This window comes from Arthrobacter sp. 3Tela_A (genome assembly GCF_049311025.1).
Lineage (GTDB): Bacteria > Actinomycetota > Actinomycetes > Actinomycetales > Micrococcaceae > Arthrobacter_B.
The window spans coordinates 10,879-27,713 of sequence record NZ_JAXIOM010000052.1; the positions used below are offsets into that span (position 1 = coordinate 10,879).

Sequence of the window (16,835 nt, forward strand, 5' to 3'; positions counted from 1 at the left end):
AGAGGCCGCACCTTCTCCAGCTGGACGGCACTGAACGGGTTCCGGGGCTGCGGGCAGGAAAAACGCGAAGGGGGTTCCGACGGGGGCGTGCGGGGAAGATACTTCCATGCAGCACCACCGTCCATGATGTCCAAGGAGCCAATATGTCCGCGGCAGACAAGGGAACATCCGTTTTCCGGCGCAAGCCCATCGAGGAAACCGAAGACGAAGCCTCCGGTTCTAAACTCTTCAAAAGCCTGGGGCTCTGGCAGCTGACCGCCATCGGCGTCGGCGGCATCATCGGCATCGGTATTTTCACCCTGGCCGGGCTGGTCGCCAACGGAGGGCCCGACGCCGAGGGCGTGGGTCCGGCCGTGCTGATTTCCTTTCTTATCGCGGGGCTGGCGAGCGCCGCGGCTGCACTGTCCTACGCCGAGTTCGCCGGGATGGTTCCGCGCGCCGGGTCCGCGTACACCTACGGGTACGTAGCCCTTGGGGAGATCATCGGCTGGTTCATTGGCTGGGACCTGCTGCTGGAGTACACGGCGATCGTCGCCGTCGTCGCCATTGGCATTTCCGGCTACTTCACCGAGTTCATGGCCGGAATCGGCCTGGACGTACCGGTGTGGATGCAGGGCACCGGGGACGTGATTGAAGGCGGGCTGGTCAACCTGCCGGCCCTCGTGGTGTGCCTGTTCATCACGTTTATCCTCAGCCGCGGCACCAAGACGTTCGGCCGCTTCGAACTGGTGGCGGTGGGCCTGAAGGTCCTGCTGATCCTGTTCATCATTGGGCTGGGCATTTTCTTCGTCAACACGTCCAACTACACGCCGTTCCTGCCCAACGGCTTCGGTGCGGTCTTCACCGGCGCCGCCACGGTGTTCTTCGCGGTGTTTGGCTATGACGCCATGTCCACCGCGGCGGAAGAGGCCAAGGACGGCAAGAAGCATATGCCCAAGGCCATCCTGCTTTCCCTCGGTATCGCGATGGTGCTGTACATCCTCGCCACGCTGGTGCTCACCGGGATGCAGAACTACACCGAGATCAGTCCGACGGCGGGATTCGCCTCCGCGTTCCAGAACGTGGGGCTGCCGGTCATCGCCACCGTGATCTCCGCGTTTGCCGTGCTGTCCATCCTGACCGTGATGCTGACCTTCCTGCTGGGTGTGACCCGTGTGTGGTTCTCAATGAGCCGGGACGGACTGCTTCCCCGGTGGTTTTCCGCCACCGATTCCAACGGCACCCCGCAGCGGGTGACCTGGATAGCCGGCGGCGTCTCCGCCCTGCTCGCCGGGTTCTTCCCGATCCGGGCGGTCGCGGACCTGACCAACATCGGCATCCTGGCCGCCTTTGTGGTGGTCTGCATTGCGGTGATCGTGCTGCGGCGGACCCAGCCGGATGCGCCGCGGGAGTTCCGTGTACCGCTGATGCCGTGGGTACCGGCGTTCGGCGTCCTGGCCTCCGCCTTCCTGATCGCGCAGCTGCACTGGGAGACCTGGCTGCGGTTCGGCGTCTGGCTGCTAATCGGGATGGCGGTGTACTGGTTCTACAGCCGGAAGCACTCGCTGCTGAACCCGGACAGCCCCCGGCACGCCCAGCGGAAGACGGACGGCACGGGGACACCGCCGCCGTCACCGGAGCCGGAGCCGGGCGGCACGGGGACACCGCCGCCGTCACCGGAGCCGGAGCCGGGCGCCGCGGGCTAAGCTGGCTGATCCGGCTGTGCCGGCTCCGGCGTTCCGGCCGCAGGCTTTTGCCCGCCTTGCCGGCTATCGCCGTCCGGTGCGGTGGAGGCACTGCGGGAAGCAGCTCGGCCGCCCCGCCGCCCGGACCCGAGCCGCCGGTAGGCCAGCCCGACCAGCACACAGACCAGATAAGCGCAGCCGATGAAGATCCAGCCGTCCAGGAAGCCTCCGGAGAACTGCAGGAGCAGGCCCATTACCAGCGGCCCGGAAGCGAACCCGGTGTACATGCCCAGCGACACAGCGCCGGAGGCCGCGCCGACGCGTTCCTTCGGCACTTCGCGCAGGACGCCTGCCATCACCACTACGTTCACGCCCAGGACCGAGGCTCCGTGGAACAGCACTCCTGCCCAGAGAAGGCCCGGAATCCCGGTCTCTCCGGCAGCCAGCAGCAGCCCGGCGCCGCAGATCGCCCCCGCCGCCAGAATCAGCAGCAGCGTGGACGCCCGGACGCCTTCTGCCATGCGGCGGCCCCAGAGGACCCGGGAGGCCACCCCGACGACGCCGGCAGCGGCCGCGGTAGCTCCCGCCAGCAGCAGGGAGAACCCCAGCTCCCGCTGGGCAAACAGCGGCAGGTAGACGTTGGTGGCCTGCATGCCTGCCCCGGAAAAGAGCGCAAAAGCGGCCAGCAGCCAGACGGCGGCAGGGAAGCCGCGTTCGGAACGTGGCCGCTTTGCCTGCTTTGGCGCGCTGTTGCGGGGCTCGGCCGGCAACCGGTGCCAGGAATAGGCCAGCAGCAGGCCCAGCACCACCGCGGCGCCAATGGCCGCTCCGCGCCAGCCGGCGAGCAGCGCGGCGGCAGGGAAAAACAGGCTGGAGAAGAGCTGGCTCGCCTGGACACCGGACTGTTTGATGCCCATCCAGCCTGGCCGTTTGCCCGGGGGCACGGCATGGATGATGATCCGGTTGGTGGTGGGATTGGAAATCGCCTGGGCAGGCCCGGAGAGCAGGACGGCGGCGAGCAGCCACACGTAGTTACCGGACACGGCCATCAGGACCAGTGACAGGGCTGTGCCGCCGAAGATAAGCAGCATCTGGGACCGGGCACTGATCCGGTCGCTCAGCTGTCCCAGGGACATTGAGGACAGTGCCGCGCTGGCGAAACAGGTGGCGGCGAGCAGGCCGAACTGGCCTTCGCTGATGCCCAGATCCGCCATGATCAGCGTGCTGGTGGCGGAGATGCCGTAATTCATGACCGGTCCGGCCGCCATGGCACAGACCAGCACGAACAACAGGCCGGGGCCGGGGGTGGTGCGCAAGGTTTTCCTCTCCTGGGACGACACAGACCATTGTGGCCTGTGTATGCCAGAGTTACGCACCAAAAGGGACTAATATCAGCCATAGGGTCCGTTGTCTTGGGTCCATGTAGCTGGGGGAGAACCAAATGGGCACTGAGTCTCAGGCAAGCGAGCCTTCGGCACGCCGTCGCTCCGTTATGCTCTTCCGCCGTGCCCGCACCGTTCTGGGCCTGGTGGGAGTCCTGTGGCTGTGGCTGCTCTTCGGCAGCGCAGGTTTTGTGGCATCCCTGTTCGACCGGCCGTTCTACGCCATGCTGGCCCTGTACGCGGTAGGGGTCCTGGCGCTGGTTTCCCTGCTGATCCTGCCCGTCGCTTTGGCCTACCTGCTGATGAACCGCCCGGGTAAAACCAGCCCGCTGGCTGCACCTGCCGCTGCCGAACAGCCGCACCGCTCCGTGCGCTCCGACCTGGCACCGGTCATCCGGATGATCCCCCGCAAGGTCAAAGACAGCAGCACGTCCCTGGGCACCAAGGCGGCCGCAAAGTGGCGGGACCTGGCTTCCTAGCTCACCCTCGCTGAGGCCCTGTTCAGGCCTCTCCGGCCCCGCTCCGAAGGGCCGGACGTCCGCAGTGTCAGTGCCGTCGGCAACAGTAGGCACATGAGACTTACCGCTCAGCCCGCCGCTGACCGCCGCCCTTCGGCGCCCCGCCCCCGTGTCACGCATGCCCCGTACCGGCAGGAACCGTATGTGCGGTGCCGTTTCGAAGCGCTGCAGGTGGACGGCAAGGCAGTGGCGTGGACGCGAAGCCAGGTGCTGCTGCACTGGATCGACGACGACGGCCTGGCGCACAACCGCTGGGTGCCGGCGTCCGCCGTCGTGCGCATTGCACGCGATGACTCAGCCTGGCGGGACCCGTATGACGACTTCGAGTTCTACTATCCGTCCCGGGAGCCGCGGACGGCACTGACCAGCACCGCCACGGTCACCATCAGTGTGGCGATGCCGAAAGGGTTGGCCAGGGCTGCGGAATAGCCAAGCACGTCCGGCCCGGCCAGGGCCGAGAATACCGAACCGGCCTCCGGCGACCCGAAATCCGGCACAAAGAACCCGAACGCTGCGGCCAGCACGTAGTTCCCCAGCAGCAGCAGCGAAGTTCTCAGCGGCGCCCCGAACGGCCTGCGAGTGGATGCAGCGGCGGTGATCTTCACGGCTGCGGTCAGCATCAACACAGCCAGAACCGGGCCGGCGGTGAGGGCGAAGACGGCCACCAGCCGGCCGTCGGCGCCAACCAGCATCCGGCCCGCCGTGATCCAGAGCGGCACCAGCAGCGCCATCGGAATGCTCGCCCCCGCCATCACGCCACAAAACGCCCGGGCCACTGCGGAGGATGGAACGGAAGGCGAACGGACAGACATGTTCCAACCTTATTCTCCGGCCAGCCCTGGCCCGGAATTCCGGTATGAGATCCGAATGTGAAAAGTCATCTTCAGGGATGACGCCACAGACCGCTGCCGCGCCGTAGGCTGATTCCGCACCGGCCGAAAAGCGCTTCCGGCCACAGTGACCCCCGCACTTGATGCTCCACCTCCTATTGATCTGCCTGAAAGTGCCTGAACGCCATGTCCGTAGATATCCTCATGTGGATTCCAGCCTGCGTGCTGCTCGCGCTGCTGGTCCTGACCCTGACTGCCGGCGCTCTGGTCAGCCTGTTCCGGACCGAGGAGACCACCGGCGCCCGGCGGGCGCTGTGGTTCGCCGTGGTGCTGCTGCTGCCGGTTGCCGGCGCCCTGGCGTGGCTGGCCGTGCTTCAGCACAGCTCAAGGGCAGCGGCCGCACCAGACCCTGGACCGGAGCCGCTCGGCTAGGCCCGTAGGCTCGGTGGCCCGGTGGTCCGGGGAACAAAACCCCGAGTTGTTGCGCACACCTGCACGCAACTGTTAGGCAGTCCGAACTCATGGTGTTACGTTGGCCGTATGCTCCGCAAGGCAGCCCCCACGGACCCTGCGCCCCGGACCGTCCGGCCCAAGGCGGCTACCCGCCTGCCCTGGCTCCTCGGTCCCGCCCTGGTAGCCGGAGTGGCTTATCTCGATCCAGGCAACGTGGCCAGCAATATGACCGCGGGCGCCCGTTACGGCTACCTGCTCGTCTGGGTAGTGGTTGCCGGAAACGTGATGGCGTGGCTGGTGCAGTACCTTTCGGCCAAACTGGGTCTGGCCACCGGACGAAGCCTTCCTGAGCTGCTCGGTCTGCGGGTGCGCTCGACGGCCGGGCGGAGGCTCTACTGGCTGCAGGCGGAACTGGTGGCCATGGCCACAGACGTCGCCGAGGTGATTGGCGGCGCCGTCGCGCTGTGGCTGCTTTTTGACCTTCCACTGCTGCTTGGCGGTCTCATTACCGGCGGAGTGTCCATGGCCGTTCTCGCTGTCCAGGGCAGCGGGCGGCATCGCAGCTTTGAGTACGTGATCGTTTCGATGATGGCTATCATCGCGATTGGTTTTACCGCCGGTGTCTTTGTTGCTCCGCCGGACCCGGCCGCCGTGGCGGAAGGGCTGGTGCCGCGGTTCGACGGGCCCGGCTCCGTACTGCTGGCCGCTTCGATTCTCGGCGCGACCGTGATGCCGCACGCGATCTACGCACATTCGGCGCTGACCCGGGACCGGTTCCCGCAGCGCAGCGCCGGGCTCACTACCTCCACCTTGATCCGGGCCACCCGCTGGGACGTGACGATTGCCCTCGCTGTGGCCGGTACGGTCAACCTCGCCATCCTGCTGTTGGCTGCCACATCCCTTCAGGGGGTGGAGGGCACAGACACGCTGGAGGGAGCGCACGCCGCGATCGGCGGCGCACTGGGCGGCGGCGTCGCACTCCTGTTTGCGCTTGGCCTGCTGGCCTCCGGCCTGGCCTCGACGTCGGTGGGCGCCTACGCCGGCGCGGAGATCATGCAGGGACTGCTCAAGGTCCGCATTCCCATGCTGCTGCGGCGCCTGATTACACTGCTGCCGGCACTGGCGATCCTGGCTGCCGGCGTGGATCCAACATGGGCGCTGGTGCTGAGCCAGGTGGTGCTTTCCTTCGGCATTCCGTTCGCCCTGGTGCCGCTGCTGTGGCTGACCTCGCGCACGGACCTGATGGGTGAGCACCGGAACCGGTGGTGGACCACCGCCCTGGGGGTCGTGGTGGCCGGGCTGCTTATCGCGCTGAACGTGGTGCTGCTGTACCTGACCTTTACGGGCGCCGGGTAGCCGTGGACGAGCCGCAGCTTAGGGCCAGAGCCCGGAGTGGGCGCGCGCCTCAAGATCGCGCCGCTCCTCGGCGTGCGCGGCAAGGAGTTCCACGTCCGGCTGCGGACGCCTCGCCGTGCGCTCACCGAGGCTGATCAGCAGCTCTCCGGTGGTGACAAAGAGACGGCCGACGCCGGTGGGACGGACGGGCGGGTTGATGGCTGGCCTCGAATGCGGGGCCAGGGTGGCATAGCTCATCACAGCATTCATGACTGGTCTCCGGGATCGATAAGGGGGAAGTAGTTGAGGTGAAGCTCCACGGGCCGGGTATTGCCGCCGCCGCTGCGCCCGCGGTACGGGGAAAGCAGTTTCTCCAGGTGCTCTGATGCCTGGCGGGAGACTTCCTTGGCCTCCTCCAGCGTCAGGTGGAGGGTCAGCCCCATGATGATGGAGGTTTCGGCCCAGTCATCCGCCACGGACTCACTGTGGTTGATGAAGTCATTCAGCGTCTGGGAGCGGCCGTCCGTCACCGTTTTTGCGAGGATCCTGGTGGCGTCCCGTGTGGCCGGGGACTTGGCCATCTCAGACGTGGTCTGGATCGGCTCGGGAACCCGTTCCCACCAGCGTTCCCGCGCAGTTCCGCGCCCTTCCACCTCGCGTACAAAACCATGTTTGGCCAGCTGGCGCAGGTGATAGCTGGTGGATCCACTGGACTCACCCAGGTGGTCCGCGACGCCGCAGGCGGTCTGCGCCCCGTAGCGGGAGAGGCTTTCCAGGAGCGCAATGCGGATCGGGTGGGCCAGGGCCTTTAGGCGGGTGACGTCCAGAACCTGGCCGTTCTGCGGGTGTGACTGCTCTTCCATGCCCGCGAGCCTACGCGTGCAAAGAACCCTTTGCAAGGCTTTCTTTGCAAGCACTTCTTGCATTGCTCTTCCCCCTCGGTTATCTCGATGGGGGCGGCGGGGTTAGTCGTCCAGGGCGCCCTCGACCAGGGCCGTGGCGATCGCGTCGGCGTCCTGCACGGCGGCCAGGTACCGCTCGGCGTCGAGCGCCGCGCAGCATCCCGTGCCGGCGGCGGTAATGGCCTGCCGGTAGCGGTGGTCGACCGCGTCCCCGCAGGCGAAAACACCGTCCACGTCCGTCTGCGTGGTGGGCGCGGCGACCTTGATGTATCCCGCGTCGTCGAGGGCCACCTGGCCGCGCAGCAGCCCGGTACGCGGAACGTGTCCGATGGCCACAAAGATGCCCGACGCCGCCACCTCCCGGGTCTGGCCGGTCACCGTGTCCGTCAGGGTCAGCCCGGTGACCTTGTCCGTACCGTGGATGGCGGTGACCTCGCTGTTCCAGGCGAACTGGATCTTGGCGTGGCATTTGGCCCGCTGAGCCATGATCCGGGAGGCACGCAGCTGGTTTCGGCGCACCACCACGGTCACGGAATCCGCGAAGCGGGTCAGGAACAGGGCCTCCTCCATGGCGGAGTCACCGCCGCCGACCACCACCACGTGCTGCTTGCGGAAGAAGAACCCGTCGCAGGTGGCGCACCAGGAGACTCCCCTGCCGTTCAGCGTCTTCTCCTCCGGCAGCCCCAGTTCCTTGTAGGCCGAGCCGGTGGCCAGGATGACGGCACGGGCCTTCCTGATGGTACCGGCCGCCGTGGCCACCCGTTTCGTGTGCCCGGCAAGGTCAACGGAGGCAACGTCGTCGAACTCCACCACCGCACCGAACTTCTCCGCCTGCCGTTTCAGGGCTTCCATCAGGTCCGGCCCCTGGATTCCGTCCGGAAAGCCGGGGAAGTTCTCCACCTCGGTGGTGTTCATCAGCGCACCCCCTGCCGTCACGGACCCCGCCATAACGCGAGGGGATAGCCCTGCTCGGGCAGCGTAGATGGCGGCGGTGTACCCGGAGGGGCCGGAGCCGATGATGATCACAGAGTCGGTGGACATGGCTGCTCCTTTCGGCGGTTCCTCAAGTGTGGAACCGCCGGGCAGCACTGCCCAGAGCCCGCCGCAAAGCCGGCAGCAGGACTGGCGCCGAACCCGGCTAGGCGCGGACCCTTCCGCGGATCCGGATAGCGGCCACCAGGGTGAACACGACGGTCATGGCCGCCAGCACAAAGATCACGTATCCGGTGCCCACCTGCCAGTCCCCCACTTGGGCGGTGATGCCAAAGACGCTCTGCAGCTCCTCGATGGCCGCGGGCTGGTCCCCGGTCATGGCGGGCAGCGTCTCTGCGGTCATTTCCTGGCGGACCAGCATGGAGGACTGCAGGAACGGCAGGGCGCTCACGAATTCACGCACGCCCTCCGGGAAGTTGCCCACCGGGATGTAGGAGCCCGCGATAAAGCCCAGGACCGTGCCGACGATGGTGGACAGCGCAGAGTAGGCCCCGGCCGTCCGGATGAAGGAGACAGCAAAGGCGCTCAGGGCTGAGAAGGCAAAGCAGGAGAGCGCCAGGTAGCCGCAGATCTTCAGCAGGGGAACCGGCGCAATGGTCACGCCGCTGACCACAAACAGGTAAGCCAGGCTCACGGCCAGAACCAGCGCGGTCATGATCATGGAGATCAGCACAGCGGAGAGCAGATAGCCCAGGATCAGCCTCTCCCGCCGGATAGGCGAGACCAGGAAATCCTGGAAGCGGCCGGATCCGGAATCCTCCACGAACACGACCATGGCGCCCAGCGCCGTCGTTATGGTGGTGATCCCGAGGATCCCGGCGAACATCCAGCTGTCCACAAAGCCGCGGATTTCATCCTCGGTGGCCTGCGGGAAGGATTCGCCCAGGCCTTCGGTCTGCAGATTGCCCAGGAACAGGGTGTAAAGCAGGAACACCACCAGCGCGGAGACGAGCGAGAAGAACACACCCAGCCGGTCGCGGAAGAAGAGCCTCAGGTTGCGGGTGGTGATGTCCAGGACAACGTTCACTTCTCGGCTCCTTCGGGTGCTGCGGTTTCCGCCGGGGCTTCCCTGCCGGTGAGGGCGAGGAAAACATCGTCCATGGTGCCGTGGCGGAATTCGAAGTCCAGGATGTCCTCGCCGTGCCGTTCCAGGATGCGGCGGGCGGTGTCTGCGGTTTCGACGCCGATCCGAAAGGCGTCGCCGTCCCCGCCCCTGAGGTGCCCGCCAAGCTCCAGGACCAGGGATTCGAGTCCCGGCCGGTTGCGGGTGGTGACAGTGAGGATGCTGCTGGAGTATTTGGAGCGCAGCTGCGTGGGGGTGCCGTCGGCGATGATCCGGCCGTCGTCAATGATGCAGACCCGGTCCGCTTCCTCGGTTTCCTCCATGTAGTGGGTGGTGAGAAAGACGGTCAGCCCGTGGCGGTCGCGGAGATCGTGGATGGTTTTCCAGACGATCGCGCGGCTTGCGGGGTCCAGCCCGGCCGTGGGTTCGTCGAGGAAGATGATGGGGGGTGCGTGCAGGAGGGCGCGCGCGATGTCGACGCGGCGCCGCTGGCCGCCCGAGTAGGTTCCGTACCGGCGGTCGATGAACTCTTCCAGTTCCACCAGCTCGGCCAGCTCATTGATCCGCGCCTCGTTTTCAGCCTTGTTCGAGGAGTAGAAGCGTGCACGGACGCGCAGGTTCTCGCGTCCGGTCAGGAGCGGATCCAGGACCGATTCCTGAAAGACGACGCCGATGTCCCGGCGCACGTGCTCCCCGGCGCTGCGCACGTTATGGCCGGAGACCTCCACCGTGCCGGCGTCGAACGGGGTCACTGTGGTGACGCAGCCAATGGTGGTGGACTTGCCCGCTCCGTTGGTGCCCAGGAAGGCAAAGACGCTGCCGGCCTCCACATCGAAGGAGATGTCATCCACGGCGGTCTTGGACCCGTACTTTTTGGTCAGTCCGCGCACCGAGATGGCCGGCTGGTTCTGCGTCACTTCATCCTCCAGATGAGTTCCCCGCCGTTCTGCGGGCGGCCGGGGCAGCAAAAAGCCCCCGAGCGGAAACACTATCCGACCCGGGGGCCCTGCGTCCTGACACGCGACTTTTACACGCGGTGGCAAAACCTGCTACTGGCTGCCGGCCTCGGGTTTCTTGGACTCGTCCGGGACAGGCACCACCGCGGCGGGCGGATCCGTCGAAGCCGGGGCTTCCGGCTGCGTGGGCTCCGGCACCGGAGCCGGGGCGGGAGCTGTCGTCGGGCGCGGGGCGGGGGTGGCCGATGCCTTGGGGGTCGGCTTCTCCTCGTCCTCTTCAGCGTCCTCGGATTCCGACGGACTCGGGCTGGGGTTCGGGTTCATCAGCAGGTTGCTGGGCGGGTTGGCGAAAGGCTCACCCGGGTACAGACTGCCTGCCTGCTGCATGAACCTGGCCCAGGAGGGGGCTGCGATCAGCGAACCGTCGATTTCCGGGTAGAGGCGGCCGCCGATTTCCAGCCCGGACAGTGACTCGGTTCCGGCTTTCCAGTTGCCGATCCAGCTGGCGGTGGCCATACCGGAGTTGTAGCCGATGAACCAGGTCTGCGACCGGGAGTCATTGGTGCCGGTCTTGCCGGCCATGGGCTGGCCCCCGTAGTTCAGCAGCGAACCGGAGCCGGACTTCATGACTTCCTGCGTTGCGTAGTTCACGCCGCGGGCAGTCTCCTTGGAGATCACCTGCTCGCATTGCGGTTCCGGCACATCGTAGGTCTTGCCGTTGGCGGCAGTGACCTCCAGCAGCGCCCGGGGCTCGCACACATTGCCTTCAGCGGCGAAGCCGGCAAAGGCCTGGGCCATGGCCATCGGGGACACGTCTTGGACGCCGCCGATCAGGGCCGACGGTTTGATGTCCAGCGGCTCGTTCTCGCCTGACGCGCTCTTGCCGTTATGGATGCCCATATCTTCGGCGATTTCCATGATGCGGCACAGGTCCAGCTGCTTGGCGGTGGAGAAGGTGATGGTGTTCAGCGACTGGGCCAGGCCGCGGAGCACGGTGGCATCGCCGTAGTTGGTGTCGCCGTAGTTCTGCGGCGTCCAGCCTTCCGGCTCACCGATGGGGAAGGCTCCCCCATCGAGGCAGCTGGCCGTCCAGCGGTCACCCTGGGGATAGGTCTTCTTGCGGCCGTCCAGCTGGGTGCCCAGGGACTTGCCCGCGTCTACCCAGGCAGCCACGGTGAAGGGCTTGAACGTGGAGCCGGGCTGGAACCCGCCGATACCGCCCAGGCTCTTCTCCGGATCGCCGTCCTGGTACTGGTCCACGTTGAAGTTCAGCATGGAATCCCCGGGGTTTTCCCCAGGTGTGAAGCGGGTGTTCTGCGCCATGGAAAGGATGTTGCCGGTACCCGGCTGCAGGCTGATCATGGAGTGGCCCACCTGGCCGGCCGTGGTGTCCGGGTTGGCGGTCTCATTGACTGCGGTCTGGGCAGCTTCCTGGACGGCGGGGTCCAGGGTGGTCTTGATGGTCAGGCCGGAACGGTAGAGCACGGACTCGCGCTCCGCCCGGGTGTCGCCGAACTCCTCGCTGTTCAGGAACAGGTGCTCCACGTAGGAGCAGAAGTACGGTGCCTGCTCGGCAGCCACGCAGCCCTGGCGGGTGGGCGTGATGGTGAGGTCCAGGCCGGAGGCCACAGCGGCGTCGTACTGCGCCTGGTCAATCTTGCCGTGTTCGAGCATGGTGCCCAGCACCACGTTGCGGCGCTCGATTGCCAGGTCGGGGTTGGTGACGGGATCGTAGACGCTGGGACCCTTTACCAGTCCGGCCAGCAGTGCGCTCTGCTGGATGTTCAGGTCCTTGGCATCGACGTTGAACAGGTACTTGGATGCTGCCTGAACGCCGTAGGTGCTCCCGGTGAAGGAAACAATGTTGAAGTAGCCCTCAAGGATGTCATCCTTGGTCATCTCGTTTTCCACGGCAATTGCCAGCCGGACTTCGCGGACCTTGTCGGAAACGTTCTTGCTGCCGTTGTAGACCGCTTCTTCCCCGCGCTCCCTGGATCCGTTGGCCAGCACATTGGTCACAAACTGCTGGGTGATGGTGGAGGCGCCGCGGTTGGTTCCTTTGGAGACGTTGCTCGCAAGGGCACCTAAGATGCCCTGCATGTCCACGCCCCCGTGCTCGTAGTAGCGGGAATCCTCGACGGAGATCAATGCGTCCTGCATGTGCGGGGAAATCTGGTCGAGGGTGACCGGCTGCCGGTTCTCCTCGTACAGGGTGGCGATCAGCGAATCGTCCGCTGCCAGGATCCGGGTTGGCGTTGCCAGGGTGGCGCGCTCCAGGTCGGCGGGCAAGCCGTCGAAGAAGGTAATGGACGCCGACGCCGCGGATCCGGCCCCTGCAGCCATGGGCACGAACAGCCCGGCGGTGAGCACACCGCAGAGCACACTGACTCCCAGGAAGGAGAGCAGGCGTCCGAAAGTGGTTGCCGTGGTGAACACGGAGGATTTACGCGCAGCCATGATATGGGAGCATAACTCAGGCAGATGGGATTTCCGGATCTGTTTACGCACCCATACCCGCCGGTAGCGTTGCGATCACGCGGCAAATGACGATAATTGCGGCTCGCACAGAGTGTCGGGACTCACGCCGTGAAGCACTAAAGCCCCGGCACCAACTAATCTCCGCAACCCCATCCCGGCAGCGCCTGGCCACTGCTAGACTCCTGCACACTTCCTTCTGATATTCGGCAGCCGCAGGCGGAGAGCTGGACGGTATCGGGAGTCCGGCACCAACCCCGGCCGAGGAGAATCATGGACCGATTACTCCACGATTTACGTCGCCTGCACGGCAATCTTCGCACTAGCCTGAACGCACGCCGCGGCACCCTTCCCCCGCCGCGCGCCAACCACGAAGAGATCCATGCCCGGCTGGACACGGCCATGGCGTCGGCCCGGGCCGCAGAGCGGACTCTGGAGGAACAGGAACGGGTAGCGGCCGAGACAGCAGCCCACTTCGCCTCGGTTGCCGAGGCCTACCGCCTGCGCCGCGAAGCCGTTGAATCCGTACTCCCGGCTGGCCCGTCACCTGCCATCCTGACGCTGGCCGGAACAGCCCGGCGCATGCATACCCTGGCCACTGACCGGGAAGAAATGGCCACCGGGCACCTTGCGGAAATACGCTCCCGCCGCCAGAAGGTCCACCAGCTGCTGGCGGACCTGGTTAAGGCACAGGCCGAACTGCGGCTGGCAGTCACGGTGGAGCAAAGCCGTGCACGGCTGGACGGTCTGGGCGGAGCATCCGGCGCTGCCTCGGCCGGTGCCGGCAATCCGTTCGATACAGAGCTCCGCGAGGCCACCCGGCTCGCGCGGGAAGCAGAGGCGCTGGCAGAGCTGAAAGGCGGATGGGCATGAGTGAAGAATCCAGCGTGCGTGTGGGAGTTCCATATACGCCGCCGCGTTCCTATTCCGAAAAGGCAGTGAGCCGGCTGGTCTTCACGGCAGCCGCGTTTATCATCTTTGGCGGGTTCAACGTCATTGCGGTGGCGCTTGCCATCCTGCTGGTGGTTTATCCGCTGCTCATCGCCCGGGAGCGGCTCGTCCTGCGCCCGCGGCGCGAAGAGGCAGAGACGGCAGCCCTGAACGACGCCGTCGCGCAGTTCTTCCCGGGCGCCCCGCAGGTCCAGCGTGAGCAGTGGCGCGCGCTGATGACCGGCCGGAAGGGAAAGACGTTCCGTTTCCGGGACGACGTTGGCGGCGAGATGCGGATGGTACGCACCGGCCGCGCTGCGCTGGCCGGGCATGCGGCGATCGCCGGACAGCCCGTGCGTCCTCACAGCGCCAAGCGCACCGAGATCGAGGTGACCTGCCGGCACGGCGACGTGGGGCTTACCGACTTCGACACGATCATGACGGCGTCAGGCCGGGACCCGAACATTGCCCGCGCCATCGCCGAAGTGCGCCGGGGCTACCGGCACGGCCGGGAGTCGGCTTAGCGCAGTTCCATGCCCATCACGGTGCGGACCGGAATCGGCCCGCCATGATCCTCGTCCACAGGCTGCATGCCGAGCTTCTCCGCCACCCTGCGTGAGGCCGTGTTTTCCGGGTGGATGATGGCTACCAGACGGGCGCTTTTCAGGGTGTCCCGGGCGAAGTCCCGGCAGGCGGCGGCTGCTTCGGTGGCGTAGCCCGCGCCCTGCCGGTCCGTCCGGACGTGGTAGCCGACTTCAAGCTCAGTGCTCTCGCCGTTGATTTTCTGCCAGGTCAGCCCGCAGTCTCCCAGGAACTCGCCGTCGTGCGTTTCAACGATCCACAGGCCGTAGCCGTACTTCGCGTAGTTCGCCTCGTTCCAGGCAATCCACTTGGCCGCTTCATCCCGGGTCTTGGGCGCCGGGTAGTAGGTCATGACATCCGGGTCGCCGAGCAGCCCGGCCATGAGGTCGATGTCCTGCGGGGTCATTTCGCGGAAGCGAAGGCGCGGGGTGTCCTTGGGGAGCATCCGGCCAGTTTATCGGCGGGTGTTCCGATGTTTAGAAGTAACCGTTGTCGTTAATGGGCGGGTAGATCTCCTTGGGGATGGGCTGGATGACGTCCCAGTGCTCCACCACTTTGCCGTCTTCCACCCGGAAGATGTCCACGATGGCCCGGCCCTCTTCGCCCGGCACCCGGCGTGAATGCACGTGCAGCGCCACCAGGTCACCGTCGGCAATCGCGCGTTTCACCTCGTTGCGTCCGTCCGGGTAGTTCTCACGCAGGTAGGTCACGAAGCGGCGGAAGGCCTCGGGACCGTCTGCCACCCAGGGGTTGTGCTGGATATAGGTATCCCCGAGGTAGGCCATGACGCCCTCGACGTCGCGGTTGTTGTACTTCTCGTAAAAATCGAGGACCAGTTCCTTGTTGTTCATGCTTCCCCTGCGTTTGTGATGCGCGTTACATGGATGCGGCAAATATATCCGGGCTGCATTGCGGCAACAAAAAAGTCCCGCCCTCTCCGCAGCGGGGAGGACGGAACCGGGAGTGTGGAGCTTAGGGGAATCGAACCCCTGACCTTTTCATTGCGAACGGTTGAACCACCAGCCCATTCGCCGCAGTTCCGCGTTGCAATGGGACGAAAGCAGCCATTTCGGTGCATTCGTTGCAAGCCGGGGGCGCACCGGGGGCGCACATCATGAGTGTGGCCTCGGATCATGTTCTAGGACAGGCCCTCGTTGAGAAGCACTGCGTCAAACCCCACCCAGTCTTTAGCCAGGAGGGGATTCCTTTACTCGTTCGTTGTGGTTCACGCGTTCCATCTGACTGCCCTTCTTGTTCCAGGCAGTACCGTGGCGATTGGGGCCGCATCCTTCGTTCCGGGTGTCTTCCCTCGGGAGATGTTGCTTTGAATGACCTCTTGGACAGCTCTTTCTACCTGCTGACCTTGACCGCGCCTTCCTTTGGCAAAGTGCACCGCGTTCCCAAGCGTGCTGACTCTGTCATGGGTCAATGCTCCTGCGGGAGTATTCATACTCATGAAGACGTGAACCTAGCCGGGGTCCCGGTCGACTTTGACACGTACCGTTACCTGGACGCCGTGAAGTGGAACAACTACATGCCCGAGTTGTGGGATTACACCCGCCTCCGGCTGCGTCGACTCATACCCGGATTTGCCTATGCTGCGGTACGGGAGTGGCAACAGCGCGGGCTGCTACATATGCATGTCCTCGTTCGTGTTCCACGTTCGCTTGCTCCTACTGAGGAAGAGCTGGCGCGGGTCGCACGTGAGACCGTTGTTAACCGTGCAGAGGTCACGTTTCGGTGGGGGAAGCAGGTGGATGTCAAGGAAATTGCTTGCCTCGGGACCGGCGCCACTGACATCGCCCGGTCTATTGGCTATCTAGCCAAGACACTGGGTTACACACAGAAGTCCTGGGGAGAAACCCTGCCGCTTTCTAGCTCGCGGCAATATCGGCGGCATGTTGCAAAGCTCGACTCTGCCGCACGAGACATGCGGTGTAGGAGATGTTCAGTCCTCGGATCCGTCACCTGCAAGTCCAAGGCACATCAACGATTCGGCGCGACAACTGCGCTGGCGACGATCTCTCGAGAATCGAAGTCTCACGCCGGCTGGTCTTTGGCAAACCTAAACCGCACTCGACTAAAAGCCGAGCGGGCTGCATGGGCAGCAACGTCCGGTGAAGACGATGGTGTTCGTTGGGAACAGCAGCAGGCCGCAATCAGGTTCTGGGCTGAACCGTCGTCACAGCGCCCCGATGGGCAATCAGAGCAACTGAGGCTGCGAAAAACACAGATGGCGCCTATCGCGTCTGAATGTGGTGTGGATTCCCCCATTACCCTTAGTGCATTCCCGAAGGCCATGAATGACGATGGCCCCCGGAGTAGCGTGGCCCCTACCCCGCATGGCGGTCAGACCTCGATTCCAGCGGACGAATCGCCGACAGACATGGCGGTCGGGGCACGGCGCAGTCCTCCGCCCTCGATGGCGTCCATGACAGGGGTCCACTGGCTCCACTAGCTGAAAACATACTTCTAAAGCGGTGCGGTCACTGACCGCATCGCTATTTGTCGCGCCACCCGTTCACGAACTCTGCGGTCATGGGCACGAGGACACGAGGATCGAGCACGGCCGGAGGCCGCGCGGAGATCAGAAGTGGACAAAGTTGGCCAGAGGCAGCTGTGGGGGGGGGGGGGGGGGGGGGGCCGGGGGGGGGGGGGGCGGGGACCGGCGCCGCCGGTCAGCGGGTCCCCATGCTCCCGCAGCCAGACGCTGCATTGAGAGGCTGCCCAACACGATAAAGAACGGAACATA

The 16,835-nt window shown here is 65.4% G+C and carries 18 protein-coding genes; 8 read left to right on the forward strand and 10 right to left on the reverse strand.

The features are described 5' to 3' along the window. Positions 1 to 143: 143 nt before the first annotated feature. Positions 144 to 1,685, forward strand: a complete 1,542-nt coding sequence (locus tag TVC13_RS14140) for an amino acid permease (RefSeq protein WP_422401822.1) — start codon at positions 144 to 146, stop codon at positions 1,683 to 1,685. Here the strand turns inward: TVC13_RS14140 and TVC13_RS14145 are convergent. Next, a complete protein-coding gene (locus tag TVC13_RS14145; RefSeq protein WP_422401823.1) occupies positions 1,682 to 2,980 on the reverse strand; it encodes an MFS transporter in 1,299 nt (432 codons plus the stop codon). The two genes, TVC13_RS14140 and TVC13_RS14145, sit on opposite strands and share 4 nt — an antisense overlap. A 125-nt stretch (positions 2,981 to 3,105) precedes the next feature. Between TVC13_RS14145 and TVC13_RS14150 the strand changes: the two genes are divergently transcribed. Together TVC13_RS14150 and TVC13_RS14155 are read left to right on the forward strand one after the other, a co-directional pair. After that, positions 3,106 to 3,525: a hypothetical protein gene (locus tag TVC13_RS14150; protein WP_422401824.1), complete on the forward strand. Its 420-nt coding sequence runs from the start codon at positions 3,106 to 3,108 to the stop codon at positions 3,523 to 3,525. A 93-nt stretch (positions 3,526 to 3,618) separates the two neighbouring features. Further along, entirely contained in the window at positions 3,619 to 3,993 is a 375-nt protein-coding gene (locus TVC13_RS14155) for a hypothetical protein (protein WP_422401825.1), read from the forward strand. Here the strand turns inward: TVC13_RS14155 and TVC13_RS14160 are convergent. Beyond that, complete coding sequence (locus TVC13_RS14160) at positions 3,897 to 4,376, reverse strand: hypothetical protein (RefSeq protein WP_422401826.1); 480 nt, start codon at positions 4,374 to 4,376, stop codon at positions 3,897 to 3,899. The two genes, TVC13_RS14155 and TVC13_RS14160, sit on opposite strands and share 97 nt — an antisense overlap. Before the next feature lie 204 nt (positions 4,377 to 4,580). Here TVC13_RS14160 and TVC13_RS14165 point away from each other — a divergent pair, with 204 nt between their 5' ends. Both TVC13_RS14165 and TVC13_RS14170 read left to right on the forward strand, forming a co-directional pair. Then, entirely contained in the window at positions 4,581 to 4,826 is a 246-nt protein-coding gene (locus TVC13_RS14165; RefSeq protein ID WP_422401827.1) for a PLDc N-terminal domain-containing protein, read from the forward strand. 108 nt (positions 4,827 to 4,934) lie between these two features. Beyond that, positions 4,935 to 6,203 (forward strand): Nramp family divalent metal transporter, encoded by a 1,269-nt coding sequence (locus TVC13_RS14170; protein WP_422401828.1) that lies wholly within the window; start codon positions 4,935 to 4,937, stop codon positions 6,201 to 6,203. Between the two features lie 18 nt (positions 6,204 to 6,221). Here the strand turns inward: TVC13_RS14170 and TVC13_RS14175 are convergent, their stop codons facing one another. From TVC13_RS14175 to TVC13_RS14200, 6 genes are all read right to left on the reverse strand, one after another. Then, the gene (locus TVC13_RS14175) at positions 6,222 to 6,452 is read right to left on the reverse strand and encodes a hypothetical protein (protein WP_422401829.1); all 231 of its coding nucleotides are present in this window, start codon (positions 6,450 to 6,452) and stop codon (positions 6,222 to 6,224) included. Beyond that, on the reverse strand, positions 6,449 to 7,045 hold the full coding sequence (locus TVC13_RS14180) for an ArsR/SmtB family transcription factor (protein ID WP_422401830.1): 597 nt from the start codon (positions 7,043 to 7,045) through the stop codon (positions 6,449 to 6,451). Before TVC13_RS14180 ends, TVC13_RS14175 begins: the two co-directional genes overlap by 4 nt. Positions 7,046 to 7,147: 102 nt before the next feature. Continuing rightward, the gene (gene trxB / locus TVC13_RS14185; protein WP_422401831.1) at positions 7,148 to 8,125 is read right to left on the reverse strand and encodes a thioredoxin-disulfide reductase; all 978 of its coding nucleotides are present in this window, start codon (positions 8,123 to 8,125) and stop codon (positions 7,148 to 7,150) included. 97 nt (positions 8,126 to 8,222) lie between these two features. Then, positions 8,223 to 9,104, reverse strand: a complete 882-nt coding sequence (locus TVC13_RS14190; RefSeq protein ID WP_422401832.1) for an ABC transporter permease — start codon at positions 9,102 to 9,104, stop codon at positions 8,223 to 8,225. After that, on the reverse strand, positions 9,101 to 10,057 hold the full coding sequence (locus TVC13_RS14195) for an ATP-binding cassette domain-containing protein (protein WP_422401833.1): 957 nt from the start codon (positions 10,055 to 10,057) through the stop codon (positions 9,101 to 9,103). The genes TVC13_RS14190 and TVC13_RS14195 overlap by 4 nt, the downstream gene beginning before the upstream one ends. Positions 10,058 to 10,189: 132 nt before the next feature. Beyond that, positions 10,190 to 12,553: a transglycosylase domain-containing protein gene (locus TVC13_RS14200; RefSeq protein ID WP_422401834.1), complete on the reverse strand. Its 2,364-nt coding sequence runs from the start codon at positions 12,551 to 12,553 to the stop codon at positions 10,190 to 10,192. Between the two features lie 291 nt (positions 12,554 to 12,844). Between TVC13_RS14200 and TVC13_RS14205 the strand changes: the two genes are divergently transcribed. Together TVC13_RS14205 and TVC13_RS14210 are read left to right on the forward strand one after the other, a co-directional pair. Continuing rightward, positions 12,845 to 13,444: a hypothetical protein gene (locus TVC13_RS14205; protein WP_422401835.1), complete on the forward strand. Its 600-nt coding sequence runs from the start codon at positions 12,845 to 12,847 to the stop codon at positions 13,442 to 13,444. Further along, positions 13,441 to 14,025 carry a hypothetical protein gene (locus TVC13_RS14210; RefSeq protein WP_422401836.1) on the forward strand — a complete coding sequence of 195 codons (585 nt, stop codon included), beginning with the start codon at positions 13,441 to 13,443 and terminating at the stop codon, positions 14,023 to 14,025. Before TVC13_RS14205 ends, TVC13_RS14210 begins: the two co-directional genes overlap by 4 nt. On the opposite strand, the gene TVC13_RS14215 is transcribed toward TVC13_RS14210, so the two are convergent. Beyond that, entirely contained in the window at positions 14,022 to 14,528 is a 507-nt protein-coding gene (locus TVC13_RS14215) for a GNAT family N-acetyltransferase (RefSeq protein WP_422401837.1), read from the reverse strand. The genes TVC13_RS14210 and TVC13_RS14215 overlap by 4 nt on opposite strands. A 31-nt stretch (positions 14,529 to 14,559) precedes the next feature. Continuing rightward, on the reverse strand, positions 14,560 to 14,934 hold the full coding sequence (locus TVC13_RS14220; RefSeq protein WP_152225587.1) for a nuclear transport factor 2 family protein: 375 nt from the start codon (positions 14,932 to 14,934) through the stop codon (positions 14,560 to 14,562). Between the two features lie 263 nt (positions 14,935 to 15,197). Between TVC13_RS14220 and TVC13_RS14225 the strand changes: the two genes are divergently transcribed. After that, positions 15,198 to 16,541 (forward strand): replication initiator, encoded by a 1,344-nt coding sequence (locus TVC13_RS14225; protein ID WP_422401838.1) that lies wholly within the window; start codon positions 15,198 to 15,200, stop codon positions 16,539 to 16,541. Positions 16,542 to 16,835: the final 294 nt, after the last annotated feature.